The sequence below is a fragment of the Agrobacterium sp. H141 genome, assembly GCF_057158725.1.
The window spans coordinates 1,978,662-1,992,034 of sequence record NZ_CM169893.1; the positions used below are offsets into that span (position 1 = coordinate 1,978,662).

Here is a 13,373-nt window from a genome sequence, read left to right on the forward strand (position 1 = left end):
CCATGGACAATGCCGATATTGAAGAGATGTTTTCCAGCCTTGGGCAAATTACCATCAAGCGCATGTTTGGAGGCAAGGGCATGTATCGAGATGGCGTGATCATTGCCGTCGACCTCTTCGATGAGGTCATGCTGAAAGCGGACGAGCAAACTGCGCCGGAGTTCGAACGGGCCGGAGCCCGGCAGTGGGTCTATCAGCGAGAGGGCAAGTCGCCGGTTGCGATGCCCTACTGGAGCATACCCGAAGATGCGTATGACGATCCCGACCTGATGGAAAAATGGGTGCGTCTTGCCTATGAGGCCGGCATGCGTGCTGGACCGACAAAGCCGAAAAAGAAGCGTTCAGACAAGATGGGGAACGATCGCGCGGGTAAAGGCCGATAAGGGCTCGGGCAGATTGTCGAGTTCGAACCAGCCAAAATCAGACAGCTTGTCCGGCTCCGTCAGTGACGGTTCGCCGGAGAAGTCTTCGGTCTTGTAAAGCAGCGATATCCAGTGCTGATGGTCGGCGTCGATAATCTGTTCGCTCGTCTTCACGAATTCGATTTCGCCGATCGAGAGGCCTGTCTCTTCTTCGGCCTCGCGCTTGGCAGCCTGGACAGAAGGCTCAAGATGATCGACCTTGCCACCCACAATGTTCCAGTGGCCGGCTTCCGGCGCATTCATCCGCTTATAGAGAAGGAGCTTGCCGTCGCGCAGGATGGCAAGCCCGACACCGACGCCTGGAAAATGGACGCCGGGCACAGTCATCAGATCTTTGCGTTGGACGCAATCAGCATGAAGGCCGGGATATCGTCACCGAAGCCTACAGGCGTCGGGCCGTCATCGCGATCGCGCTCACGGCGGCGGCGATCACGATGATCGTCATTGGCCGGGTTCTGGCGGTTGCCATTGCCACGTGCCACCGGTGGTGCGCTTTTCTTCTGTCTGGTCTGTTCTGCAATCACGCTTGGTGCCTCTTCTGGAACAACGTCCTGTTCGACGGGCGCAGTATGCGCGCTGCGCGTTTCGGTTTTGTGACCCTTGCTCTTGCTGCGACGGTCACCACGGCCACGCTTTTCGCGGCCCTCGTCCGAGCCTTCGGTGGCAGAGGGAAGCGACGCCACATCACCGTTCAGCCATTCGATCTTCTGGTCGATGAGCTTTTCGATGGAGTCGAGATATTTGGCATCGCTCTTGGTCACGAGTGTGAAGGCAGCGCCCGCACGACCGGCACGACCGGTACGACCGATGCGGTGGACATAGTCTTCCGCATGGATCGGAACATCAAAGTTGAAGACATGGCTCACATCGGGGATGTCGAGGCCGCGCGCGGCAACGTCGGAGGCAACCAGCAGAGTGATGGCATTTTCCTTGAACCCTGCCAGCATCTTGGTGCGTGACGTCTGGTCCATATCACCATGCAGTGCACCGACGGAGAAGCCATGACGCTCAAGCGAGCGGAACAGGTCTGCCACATCCTTTTTACGGTTGCAGAAGATGATGGCGTTCTTCAGTTCCGACTGTTCGCGGATCAGATCGCGAAGAACTGCGCGCTTGTCGTAGTCCTTGCTCTGCGACGCCACGAGGCGCTGGGTAATGGTCTTGGAGGTCGAAGATGGCGGAGCCACCTCGATCCGCTCCGGGTTTTGCAGGAACCGGTCCGCCAGCTTCTGGATCTCAGGCGGCATGGTGGCCGAGAAGAACAGGGTCTGGCGGGTGAACGGTATCATCTTGGCGATACGTTCGATATCGGGAATGAAGCCCATGTCGAGCATGCGGTCGGCTTCATCGATGACAAGAATTTCAACGCCGGTCATCAAAAGTTTGCCGCGCTCGCAATGGTCAAGCAGGCGGCCTGGTGTGCAGATCAGCACATCGGCGCCGCGCTCAAGCTTGCGGTTCTGTTCTTCAAACGAAACGCCACCGATGAGGAGGGCGACATTCAGCTTGTGATTCTTGCCGTATTTCTCGAAGTTCTCGGCGACCTGGGCCGCGAGTTCGCGTGTCGGCTCCAGGATCAGCGTGCGCGGCATACGGGCGCGGGCCCGACCCTTTTCCAGAAGCGTCAGCATGGGCAGCACGAAGGAGGCGGTCTTGCCGGTTCCTGTCTGCGCAATGCCGCAGATATCGCGACGCTGTAGGGCGTGAGGGATTGCACCGGCCTGGATCGGTGTGGGGATCGTGTAGCCGGCGTCTTCGACGGCGGACATGACTTTTTGGCTCAGGCCAAGATCAGCAAATGTGGTCAAAGGGAAATCTGTTTCCGTTTCGGTTCGTGCTAACGCTGACAGAAAAATCGGTTGCGCGGTGTCATCCGCAAGCGCCGAATAGTGAAAAAACACCGGAAAGTCAAGGAATACGGCGCGTTCCTGTCCGTCAGCGTTAACGTAACGTCAGGTCGCGCGTCCGGTGGCAATGGTTGCCACTCCTGCGCCTGCGAGAAACAGACCCGTCACGCGATTGGTTTTGCGGACGACGGAAGGGCGGTGCAAGAGGGATTTCGCTCTCTGTGCCATCCATACATGGGTGCCAATCACCACGATTTCAACGGCCACGATCGTCGTAGCGAGCGCGATGTATTCCGGCATGCCAAAATCGGCGGTAACGAAGTTCGGAAGCAGAGCCAGATAGAAGAGTGGCATTTTGGGGTTGCCGAGGTTGAGTGCGAAACCTGTGGCAAACAGCTGAATGACATCGTTCTTCTGTAGCTCTGTCTGCATTTCAGCGGTTGCAGGCTTCTGCGTCCACAGTTTTATTCCCATCCAGATCAGGTAGGCACCGCCCAGATAGCGTAGCCCGGTCATCAAGAGAGACATTTCAGAGGCAATCAGTGACAGACCAAATGCGGCGAGGCCAAGATAGACCAGAATGCCGGCAACCGTACCCAGTCCATATGCAATGCCGGAGCGTGGGCCGTTAGCGACGGTCTTTGCCACGATCGTCACATTGTCCGGGCCGGGACTTGCTGCAAAAACGAAAAATGTCGCCGCGAAGGCGATCAATAAATGCGCGTCCATACGAGTTTCCTCTTGCAGATAGAGGAAGATTGCGGTTGGCGGCGCAAAGTGTCAATCGACAAGGCCCTGAAGCTTCATTCCGGCATTCAGAAATCGTATCGGGTCGACGGCAACGCCGTTGCGGCGCACTTCGTAGTGTAGGTGTGTTCCGGTGGAGCGGCCGGTGCTGCCGGCAAGGCCGATCAGGTCCCCAGCGTCCACATGCTCGCCTTTCTTGACGAGAACCCGGCTCAAATGGCCGAAACGCGTCGAGATGCCGAAGCCGTGATCGATTTCGACCATGTTGCCATAGCCGCCTGCTCTGCCGGCGGTGACGACTGTGCCGGCGCCGGTGCTGCGAATTTCACCACCAGTGCGCTCACGGAAGTCGATACCGGCATGCATGGCCATTTTGCCGAAGAAGGGATCGACGCGATTGCCGAATCGACTTGTGATCGCCTTGCCCGGAGCGGGATTTCCAAAGGGAAGGCGCTTGGCCGTGTCGCGCATTGCCTCAAGCCGGCTCAGTGCCGAGTCGAGATCGTCGAGCGATGCGTCGAAGACCTCGAGATTCTCAGGCGCCAGATAAGGACCGCCGATAGCTGTGCCGCTGTCGTCGTCACTCTCGTCGGCCAAGGATGCCTTCTGTAGCGGTTCGACCTGATCGAGCGGGATGCCGTTGCCCTTCAGGATGGTTTCAATGGCGCTTGCGGTCTGGGTGGCGCCGACTGTCAGCTTTTGCACCCGTTGCAGCTGCTCGTTTTCAATGTTCTTCAGGGACAGCGTGACGTTGGAGAAAACGCGGTCTGCCTTGTCGGCTACGCTTTCACGGAGCGGGGCATAGGCGAGCACCTCGGCGGCGGAATCGGCTTTTGCGCTTTGCTTGCCGCCCATCAGACTGTCGATTGCGGTCAAACCACTGTTGGAAAGGCTTGCGCGGTCAGCACTCGTATCCGGGCGAAAGGCCGGTACCGGCACATCGGCAGATGTCGGCTCGGCACCCTCTGCACGATCAAGCAGCGAATCGAGACGGCCGTGGCGCGAGGTCAGCGCCATCTGCTGCTCGAGAAGTTTTTCAACCTTCTGTTCGACAACCTGCTGATCGAGAAGCTGGCGCGAGGTGACGCGATCGACCTGGGCACGCAGCGCCGCGATACGGTCTTCGTAGTCATGCTGCATGCGTGCCTGACGCGCCATGGTGGCGCCGATCAGGTTGTCGCGCAAGACGAGGTAGGAGGTCGCACCGAGATAACCGACAGCCATCATGCCGACAACGCTGAAGGCGATTGCCGTCATCCAGGGGCGGATTGTCATATGGCGAATTCGATCACCGCTTGCCAGAATGATGATGTGTTGCTGGCGGCGTTTTCCGAAGCTCGGGCTTTTTGCCGTGTTGGCCACAGATGCTCTCCTACTCGGCGCACATTAAAATTCGGCGCGTCGGCCGCTGCCCCGGCCGTCATGTTCCCATGTTATCCGCGCCATTTTTACAAACAATGCAGATCGCTCTCGGGGCGCGTTGAGTCGCCCTTTTCGCTGGGGTCATTACAGGTCAATATGGTTAATAATTACTTGATGGCGGCTTGCCGCAAGCCTGTTTTGCAACACAGTTCAGGTGACTTAGCCGCGATTGCTGGCGGTCAAAGAGCGGTAGAATGACGGCGTCAATCCGGCTTCTGCGCGGGCGATGTCGTTAAAGGGCGCCTTCAGCGCGCCGCGGAAGTTTTCCCTCACCAGTTCCTTGAAGCGAGTGGCGGCATCGACGCGTTCCCGTGCGCAAAAAAAGCGGAACCATTTTGCACCGATCGCTACGTGGCCTTTTTCATCTTCGTAGATGATATTGAGGACATCTGCGCTTTCGATGTCGCCCGTTTCACGCATTTTGGCCTGCAGGGACGGGGTGACGTCGAGCCCTCGTGCCTCGAGTATCAGTGGAACGACGGCCAGGCGTGCCGTCAGATCGTTGCGGGTTGCGTGCGCTGCCTGCCACAGGCCGTCATGGGCCGGCATATCGCCATAGTCTGCACCGAGCGCGCGCAGCCGGTCTCGCACCAGGCCGAAATGCTTGGCCTCTTCATCTGCTACCCGCATCCAGCCGTCGAAGAAGGAATTGGGCACCGGCTCCGTTGCGAAGCGTGCGACGATATCAAGGGCAAGGTCGACGGCGTTGAGCTCGATATGCGCCAGCGAATGCAGCATGGCAATGCGACCGGGCAGGGTATGCAAAGACCGTTTGCCGACAGCTTTCGGCGGCACCAGTTCCGGCTTTTCCGGCCGGCCGGGTCTGTCGGGCACCAAGGGATCAGCGGGGTGACGCAATGACAGCCGGCGCGCTTTCCAGCGCACCGCCGTTTCGCGTGTCAGGTTGATCTTGCGGTCAAGATCGGTTGCCGCGATGGCTTTGGTAGCGCCTGCTCGCAGCGAGGCAATAGCCTCATCGGTATAGATCTGGTTCAAGGGGCTGACGCTCTATCCAGCACTGCTTGCGCGTGGCCCTTGACCTTCACCTTGCTCCAGATTTCGGCAATCTTGCCATCGGTGTCGATCAGGAAGGTCGAGCGCTCTATGCCCATGTATTTGCGTCCATACATGCTCTTTTCGACCCATACTCCATAGGCCTCGGCGACCGCGTGATCCTCGTCGGCTGCCAGAATGACGCTGAGTTCATGCTTGGACACGAATCGATCATGGCTTTTGACCGAGTCGGGCGAGATGCCGATCACGACCACATCCTGATCGGCGAAGCTCTTCGCCAACGCGGTAAAGTCGACGGCTTCGACGGTGCAGCCCGACGTGTTGTCCTTCGGGTAGAAATAGACCACAACCTTTTTTCCTTCGAAATCTGAAGGGCTTACCGTTGTCCCGCCATCGCGAGGCAGGGTGAAGGTCGGTGCTTTGTCGCCAATTGCCAAATCGCTCACTGTGCAAACCTTTCTTTCGCCGTCATTATCGACGTATACGGATACATACGGATATATCGTCGTATCGGCGGACGTCCACCCGTTTGCGGCAATCAGTGGAGACCAACCCGGCACATGGGAGAAATCCGGGGCGAAAAGCTTCGTTTTCGCAAGAGAGATATCACACCCCTGCACCAACTTCCGTCGGCGCAGGCGGAGGAGCCGATTATTGTGCATTGTCCGCGCGGCCGCGGCTTTGCCAGACGGTTTGCGCGTGTCTGCGTGCTTTCCATCATCGCCATTCTTCTGTTTGTCTCGCTCGTGGTTGCCAGCATCCAGACTGGTGGCCTCGATCGGCTGCTGGCTGATGGTGCGCGCAAAGCGCTGGACGCCGGTCTCAGTCCTCAATTCAGCGCCAGCATTGGCACGACATCCATCCGTTTCTCCAAGGATCTCAGGCTGTTGATCGAGGCGAGCGACGTGGTTGCGCGCCACAATGACAGCGATCTGGTGCTGGCCCAGGCAAAATCCGTCAAGTTCGTCCTCAAGACCACCGCGCTTTTTGTGGGCAAGGTTGAGGTGGATGAGATCGCTGCCGACGACATGGTGATCGATGCCGCGGTCATGCCATCAGGCCCGCCAGTGGATTTTTCCAAGTTCAGGGTCGATGCCACACCGACTGTGGTCGAACATGCATTCGCAGAACTGGACAATGCCAAATCCTTCATCGCCAATGCCGGTCTGGATCGCGTGCGGATGTCCAACGTGCGTATCAAGGTGCCCGGTCGCGGTCAGAACCCGCTCGATGTTGGCATTGTCGATCTTGTTTTGCAGCGTAATACCGATTCGGCGTTGCTCGCAGATGGCATTCTGACGGTTAAGGGCCAGCCGGCCACTTTTCACGTGGAAAGTTCAGTGAAGGGCGATGTCACGTCGGCGATGAAGGTCCGGGTGGCCGATCTGGATGTGGCGCCTATCCTTCTGCGGCGAGATGACAGTGGTGCGATCCGCCAGGGGTTTGGCGGGGTGACAGGGGTTTCCATCGACGCCGAACGGGCAGGCTCCGGGCGCACGCCGCTTCTGACTGCATCCGTCAAGTCTGCCAATGGGATCTTCTACATCGATGGCAAGTCGCAGGAGGTGACGTCTGCGGATATCCGGCTTGGCTATGATTTCACAAAGAATACGCTTGAGGTTCGCCGTTCCAATGTCGTCTTCGGAGCGACGACCATGCCCTTCAGCGGGGCGCTGATCGATCTCGACAGGTTGGATACGACCTATAAGCCCGGGAGTGGCATTGGCATCGATCTGCTGGTCAAGGATGGCGTGGCGTCAGCAGAAAACTCGGGTGAGGCTCCGGTTCCCTTCGACCTGAAGCTCTTTGGCCGTTATCTCTATGACAGCCGCGAGTTCCAAGCTGACAAACTGGCTGTTTCAACCCGTGGGGGGGCGATGACCGGGTCGCTGCGCGCGCAGTTCGGCGATCAGTCGCCAGAGCTGAGTTTCAGTGCGCAGTTCAGTCAGATCCACACGTCGGTCGTCAAGCAGTTATGGCCCTACTGGATCGCCGACAAACCGCGCGACTGGGTGATGTCGAACCTGTTCGGTGGAACGATCACCAATGCGTCAGTGGATGTATTCATCCCCGCGGGCCGCATGAAGCTGGAGCCGTCGCCTCTTCATCTCGGGGAAAACGAACTGCGTCTTTCCTTCGATATCGAGAATACCCGAGCGAACGTGACCGGCGATATTCCGCCGGTGCGCGATACCGACGCACATGTGGAGATGGTTGGCGGTCATCTGACCGTGACCTTCAAGGAAGGCGTTTCCTATTTTCCGTCCGGCCGAACGGTCAGTTTGAGTGGAGGCTCGCTGACCATAGAGGATGCCTATAGCAAACCGCTGATGGCCGATATTGACATATCCGTTGCGGGCGCCGCCGAAGCGGTGGCAGAACTGGTGAGCTACAAGCCGATCGGGGCACTGGAAAAAGCGGGCTTTTCGATCAGCGATTTTACCGGTGCCGTCAAAGCGCATGCCAGGGTCCGGGCCGGTCTTGTGCGCAGTCAGGATCCGCCTGCGCCAGAATGGGAGGCCAAGCTGGACCTGAACAAGGTCAATGTCGCGAAGGATTTCTCCGGACGAAAACTCAGCGAGCTTGACGCAACACTGGAAATCGACCCATCAGCGGCCCGTCTGAAAGGCAAGGGATTGCTGGATGGTGTGCCGATGGAAATTCACATGGTTGAGCCTGTGGACAAGGCGCTCGGGGCCAAACGTGAACGGGTCGTTACACTCACTCTGGACAATGACGGTCGCAAACGTCTGACGCCGGGGCTCGATGATATCCTGCAAGGCAGCATGAAAGCTGAATTGACCTATGTCAGCGACACCGAGTGGCGGGTGCGCGCCGATCTGGGATCCGCCGTTCTAAGCCTTCCCTGGGCGGGTTGGTCCAAGGGGCGCGGAATTGCCGCCAAGGCGGATTTCGATCTGCTGCAACGCGATGGAAGCACCCATGTGGACAACCTCACGCTGACAGGCGACGGTTTCGGCGCAGCGGGTAACCTTGTGGTGGGCACGTCCGGTCTGACCTCGGCAGATATCGACAGCATGAAGCTTTCAGCCAGTGACAGTTTTTCTGTTCGCGTCCGAAAAAGTGGCGGTGGCTACCAGGTTAAGGTGAATGGCAAGTCTGTCGATGTGCGGTCGGTGATTGCTGAGATCAAGGCGCCCGGTGAGGGGCAGGGTGAAGGAACCTCGGCCAAGAGCGTACCGATCAGCGTCGAGGCCAAGCTGGATCGTGTGACAGGGTTTGCCGGAGAAACCCTGTCGAGCGTCAATTTTGTCTACGGCAATGGCGGCGGTCGAGTGACGGCACTCAACTTGAGCGCGGTAACCGACAATGGGCAGGCTGTCATTGCCAAGCTCGCGGCCGGACAAAATGGCGACGAGTTGAGCCTGACCAGCAGCGATGCGGGGTCCATCCTGCGTTTCATCAATCTATATACAAGGATGCGCGGCGGGCTGCTCAATCTGAAGCTCATGTCGCCAGACAACAAGAATTGGAACGGTTCGGTCGATATCCGCAGTTTCCGGGTCGAAAACGAAGAGCGGCTGCAATCGATTGTGTCATCGCCAGCGGGGGCAGACGGCCAGAGCCTGAACAATGCGGTGAAGCGGGATATCGATATCAGTTCCGAAAAATTCCAGCGCGGGTTTGCGCTGATCGCACTCAACAATGGCAGCGTCAGCCTGGATAATGGTGTTGTTCGAGGCGAGCAGATCGGCGCGACCTTTCAAGGGACAATCCGTGATGCCGCCGGCAACATGGACATGACCGGCACTTTCATGCCGGCCTACGGGCTCAACCGGTTGTTTGGCGAATTGCCGGTGATCGGTCTGCTGCTTGGCAATGGGCGGGATCGCGGTCTGCTTGGGATTACCTTCAAGCTGACCGGCCCGACCAGTGCGCCGCGGCTGACCATCAATCCGCTTTCCATCATCGCGCCTGGCGTGTTCCGCTCGATCTTCGAGTTCCGTTGAGCCACAAAAAAGCCGGCGCGAGGCCGGCTTTTCATCCCATATTTTGGCTGCTGTTTCAGGCAGGCTTTATCAGCATATGCTTCTTCTTGCCAAGCGACAGCTTGATGACGCCGTCGCCGGTCAGTTCACCGCTGCCGATCGACATGCGCTCATCGGAAACCTGATTGTCGTTGATCCGTACCGCGCCACCCTGCACATGGCGTCTGGCTTCACCGTTCGATGAGGCAAGACCCGCTTTCACGATCAGCGACAACAGGCCGATGCCGGACTCGAGTTCCGCCGACGCGATTTCGATTGTCGGCAGGTTGTCGGATACCGCACCTTCCTCGAAGGTTTTGCGTGCCGTTTCAGCAGCCTGTTCGGCTGCATCGCGGCCATGAAGGATTGCAGTGATTTCGGTCGCGAGGATCTTCTTGACCTCATTGATTTCCGAACCGCCCAATGCGGACAGCCGTGCGATCTCATCCATGGGAAGCGTGGTGTAAAGCTTCAGGAAGCGGGAAACGTCGGCATCTTCCGTGTTGCGCCAGTATTGCCAGAAGTCATAGGCCGAGAGCATGTCGGTATTGAGCCAGACGGCTCCATTGGCCGACTTGCCCATCTTTGCGCCGGAAGAGGTGGTGAGCAAAGGCGATGTCAGCGCGTAGAGCTGCGGGCAACCCATGCGATGGCCAAGGTCGATGCCGTTGATGATATTGCCCCACTGGTCGGAGCCGCCCATCTGCAATCGGCAGTCGTAGCGCTTGTTCAGCTCCACATAGTCATAGGCCTGGAGGATCATGTAATTGAACTCGAGGAAAGACAGCGACTGCTCGCGGTCCAGACGGGTCTTCACGCTGTCGAAGGACAACATGCGGTTGACCGAGAAATGGCGACCGACATCGCGCAAGAATTCGAGATAGTTCAGGCCGCGCAGCCATTCGCCATTGTTAATCATCAGGCCGCCGTCCTTGGGACCCTTCTCATAGTCAATGTAACTGGCAAAGACGCGCTTGATGGAGGCAATATTGTCCTCGATCTTGTCGACGGTCATCAGCTGACGCGCTTCTTCCTTGAAGGAGGGGTCGCCGACCATGCCGGTGCCTCCACCCATCAAGGAGATCGGCTGGTGGCCCGTTGCCTGGAACCAGTGCAGCAACATGATCTGGATCAGCGAGCCGGCATGCAGCGAGGGAGCAGTCGGATCGAAGCCGATATAAGCCGTGACTGTTTCCTTGGCGAGCAGGTCGTCGAGGCCGGCTTCATCGGACATCTGATGGATGAAGCCGCGCTCGTGCATGGTGCGCAGGAAATCGGATTTGTACTTGGTCATGGCCTCTGACTCTCTGAACGACGCTTTGAGTGCCACGTAGTCGGCACGCTCGCTAAAACGGTGAAATCGCCGGCGCTTTAGCATTGTTTTTTGAAATGTGCACCCGTTTCGGCCATGAATGTTGCTCAAGTCATTCATTCGAGTCGGTGGAGTTGTCATTTGGCAGAAATCAAGCGAGCCATTGGGTTGATGAGCGGAACGTCCATGGACGGGATCGATTTGGCGATGGTGGCGAGCGATGGCGAAGGTTTTGTGGAGCGCGGTCCATCTCTGTCTGTCGCCTATGAGCCGACCTTTCGCGCACAATTGAAGCTCGCGCTGGATGAGGCGAAGGCCATTACCGAACGCAGCCAACGTCCCGGCATGCTGAATGCTCTGGAGCGTGATCTTACCTTACGGCATGCCGCAGCCGTTCAGCAGTTCCTGACTGCAAATCGCCTGTTGGCCGCAGATATTGATGTCATTGGTTTTCACGGCCAGACAGTGCTGCATCGGCCGGACGAGGCGTTGACTGTCCAGATTGGCGACGGTCCTCTGTTGGCGAGGGAAACCGGCGTTCCTGTGGTCTACGACATGCGCGCCAATGATATGGTGCATGGCGGGCAGGGCGCACCGCTGGTGCCAGCCTATCATGCCGCTCTGGCAGCTGGTCTGCCAAAAGACGATATGCCTGTCTGTTTCGTCAATATTGGCGGGATTTCCAACCTGACCTTTGTCGGACGGGATGGCACAATCATGGCCTTTGACAGCGGGCCGGGAAATACGCTGATCGACCAGTGGGTCGAGGCCCATGCGGGCATTCCGTTTGATCAGGGCGGTATGATTGCGTCCGAAGGCGGCGTGGTAAATGCGCTCGCCGAGCGTTATCTGTCGCATTCGTTTTTCACCAATCCCAAGCGCCGCTCATTGGATCGCAACGACTTTCTGCCGCCCGAACCGCAAGAGGCTGGCCTGCACGATGGCGCCCGCACGCTGGCTTATGTGACTGCTGCGGCTGTGCTCACGTCGGCCTCCCATATGCCCGAGCCGCCAAAGTGCTACGTCATTTGTGGTGGCGGCCGGTTGAACAAGATCATAATGGCCGATTTGATCGCCCTGGCAGGCGCGACGGGTGCCCGTGTCATGACAGGTGAGGATGCCGGTTTTGACGGCGATGCGATGGAAGCGGAGGCCTGGGGGTATCTGGCCGTGCGCTCGCTGATGGGGCTGCCGCTTACTTTTCCGGGCACAACCGGCGTGATGGAGCCGGTCACCGGCGGATTGCTTGCACGGCCTTTGCAGCGATAGTGCTATTTCAGCAGCAGTTGCGGCAGTTGTGTTGCAAAGGCCTCGCCGTCACGCAGGCCGATCTCGAAGGCTTTTCGTAAGCCCGCCTCGTCACCGATGGCGAATTTCTTTACCGTGATGTCTTGGCTCGGCGAGACGATGATCCGACGGTCTGCCTTCGGCGGTGAGCGGCCATGACGGGTTGTCAGCAAAAGCGTTCTCCCGCCCTTGCCCTCGGTTTCCTTCAGTTTCCCGATCGGCGGGTTGTCAGTCAGTCCACCGTCCAGTGCCGGTCGGCCATTCACGGTTCCAACGGGCATGAAGGGCGGGACGGATGAGGATGCCATGATCGCATCGACCAACTGTTCCGGCGCGTCAAGGTCGTGGGTCGAAATCCACGATGTTGTGAGGCCGAGATAGCGCCCGGCTCGGGAATAGGCGCCGCCGGTGAGGAGCTTTTCGAGTTGATAGGCCGTGATGGAGCCGAGCGCGGCGAGCGAAGCCGGCATGAATGGTGGCGGATGGGAAACCTGGATCAGGATAGGCGGAGCGGCTTTCAGGGCTGCAAGCTCGAGACGTCCGAACTGCTGAGTGAGAAATTCGCGGAAAAGCGTGCCGACGACGAAGGGGGAGTGGCCGGTTCTCAGGCGCGACCAGTCTCGCTCAGCTCGTTTTTCTCCAGCATAGCCAAAGGCTGCGGTGCGCACGCGTTCACCAATCCCGATCGCGTTCATGGCGCAGTGATAGGCGCCCGCAGACACGGCAACATAGTGGTCAGGCGTTTGCGGGTAACGCGCGTTCAAGCCCTCGAAGAAGCCGCTTTGCCAGTAACAGCGATTGCCGCCGCCTGCAAAACCGATGGTATCGAAAGAGAATCCGGAGGGCTTGCCGCCGCCGGAGGGCTTTGGGTCACGCGTCTCTTGTCTCAAATGTTCGGTCGTCGTTTGCTTCATCGCTGCAGAAGTTCAAGTGCCTCGTCGATCCGACCACGACTGCGTTCGGCCATCTCTTCATCGAGTTTGACGGCATCCTGATGCTCAACCAGTTCTTTAGCCAAGTTCTCCAGCAATGCTTTGCGCGACACACCGCATTGCAGGGCAATCGCTTCAATTTTGTCGCCGATATCTTTCGGACGATTACGTGTGATCGCGTTCATCCCATGAGCCTTATGACAAAATCTTCTGGCGTCTCTGCTGAAATGCCGGGGAATTTCAGGTCGTGTCTTTGAAAGTCTCTGATATTGGATGTGACGATATTAGGCGCGTTAGCCGCGATTGCCAACTCCATCAGGTGATTGTCGCCTTCGTCGCGCAGATTTGGCCGCCATTTGAAATGAATGGTCTGCATCAGGCATTTCGACACGAATGCCTCG

Annotated in this window: 13 protein-coding genes; 3 read left to right on the forward strand and 10 right to left on the reverse strand. The window is 58.2% G+C overall.

The features are described 5' to 3' along the window. Positions 1-2: 2 nt before the first annotated feature. Positions 3-383, forward strand: a complete 381-nt coding sequence (locus ACWPM9_RS09060) for a TfoX/Sxy family protein (protein ID WP_428186967.1) — start codon at positions 3-5, stop codon at positions 381-383. Here the strand turns inward: ACWPM9_RS09060 and ACWPM9_RS09065 are convergent. The 6 genes from ACWPM9_RS09065 to bcp form a co-directional block, all read right to left on the reverse strand. After that, positions 342-749 carry an NUDIX domain-containing protein gene (locus tag ACWPM9_RS09065; protein ID WP_428186966.1) on the reverse strand — a complete coding sequence of 136 codons (408 nt, stop codon included), beginning with the start codon at positions 747-749 and terminating at the stop codon, positions 342-344. The genes ACWPM9_RS09060 and ACWPM9_RS09065 overlap by 42 nt on opposite strands. Next, complete coding sequence (locus tag ACWPM9_RS09070; RefSeq protein WP_484757454.1) at positions 749-2,230, reverse strand: DEAD/DEAH box helicase; 1,482 nt, start codon at positions 2,228-2,230, stop codon at positions 749-751. The genes ACWPM9_RS09065 and ACWPM9_RS09070 overlap by 1 nt, the downstream gene beginning before the upstream one ends. A gap of 144 nt (positions 2,231-2,374) precedes the next feature. Beyond that, entirely contained in the window at positions 2,375-2,998 is a 624-nt protein-coding gene (locus ACWPM9_RS09075) for a LysE family translocator (RefSeq protein ID WP_484757455.1), read from the reverse strand. A gap of 51 nt (positions 2,999-3,049) precedes the next feature. Then, entirely contained in the window at positions 3,050-4,378 is a 1,329-nt protein-coding gene (locus tag ACWPM9_RS09080) for a peptidoglycan DD-metalloendopeptidase family protein (protein WP_484757456.1), read from the reverse strand. Positions 4,379-4,597: 219 nt separating this feature from the next. Beyond that, complete coding sequence (locus tag ACWPM9_RS09085) at positions 4,598-5,425, reverse strand: ferritin-like domain-containing protein (protein ID WP_428187485.1); 828 nt, start codon at positions 5,423-5,425, stop codon at positions 4,598-4,600. Between the two features lie 5 nt (positions 5,426-5,430). Further along, entirely contained in the window at positions 5,431-5,898 is a 468-nt protein-coding gene (gene bcp, locus ACWPM9_RS09090; protein ID WP_484757457.1) for a thioredoxin-dependent thiol peroxidase, read from the reverse strand. Between the two features lie 114 nt (positions 5,899-6,012). On the opposite strand from bcp, the gene ACWPM9_RS09095 reads away from it, so the two are divergent. Beyond that, positions 6,013-9,423 (forward strand): YhdP family protein, encoded by a 3,411-nt coding sequence (locus ACWPM9_RS09095; RefSeq protein WP_484757458.1) that lies wholly within the window; start codon positions 6,013-6,015, stop codon positions 9,421-9,423. A 55-nt stretch (positions 9,424-9,478) separates the two neighbouring features. Here ACWPM9_RS09095 and tyrS read toward each other — a convergent pair whose 3' ends face one another. Further along, positions 9,479-10,735 (reverse strand): tyrosine--tRNA ligase, encoded by a 1,257-nt coding sequence (gene tyrS, locus ACWPM9_RS09100; protein ID WP_428186960.1) that lies wholly within the window; start codon positions 10,733-10,735, stop codon positions 9,479-9,481. A 159-nt stretch (positions 10,736-10,894) separates the two neighbouring features. On the opposite strand from tyrS, the gene ACWPM9_RS09105 reads away from it, so the two are divergent. Further along, positions 10,895-12,022 carry an anhydro-N-acetylmuramic acid kinase gene (locus ACWPM9_RS09105; RefSeq protein ID WP_484757459.1) on the forward strand — a complete coding sequence of 376 codons (1,128 nt, stop codon included), beginning with the start codon at positions 10,895-10,897 and terminating at the stop codon, positions 12,020-12,022. Positions 12,023-12,024: 2 nt separating this feature from the next. Here ACWPM9_RS09105 and ACWPM9_RS09110 read toward each other — a convergent pair whose 3' ends face one another. Genes ACWPM9_RS09110 through ACWPM9_RS09120 form a run of 3 tightly spaced genes read right to left on the reverse strand, consistent with a single transcriptional unit; the run spans position 12,025 to position 13,348 of the window. After that, positions 12,025-12,954, reverse strand: coding sequence for a patatin-like phospholipase family protein (locus ACWPM9_RS09110; RefSeq protein WP_484757460.1), 930 nt, complete (start codon positions 12,952-12,954; stop codon positions 12,025-12,027). Continuing rightward, positions 12,951-13,157, reverse strand: a complete 207-nt coding sequence (locus tag ACWPM9_RS09115; RefSeq protein WP_484757461.1) for a hypothetical protein — start codon at positions 13,155-13,157, stop codon at positions 12,951-12,953. The genes ACWPM9_RS09110 and ACWPM9_RS09115 overlap by 4 nt, the downstream gene beginning before the upstream one ends. Next, positions 13,154-13,348, reverse strand: a complete 195-nt coding sequence (locus ACWPM9_RS09120) for a PIN domain-containing protein (protein ID WP_484757462.1) — start codon at positions 13,346-13,348, stop codon at positions 13,154-13,156. Before ACWPM9_RS09120 ends, ACWPM9_RS09115 begins: the two co-directional genes overlap by 4 nt. Between the last annotated feature and the right edge of the window lie 25 nt (positions 13,349-13,373).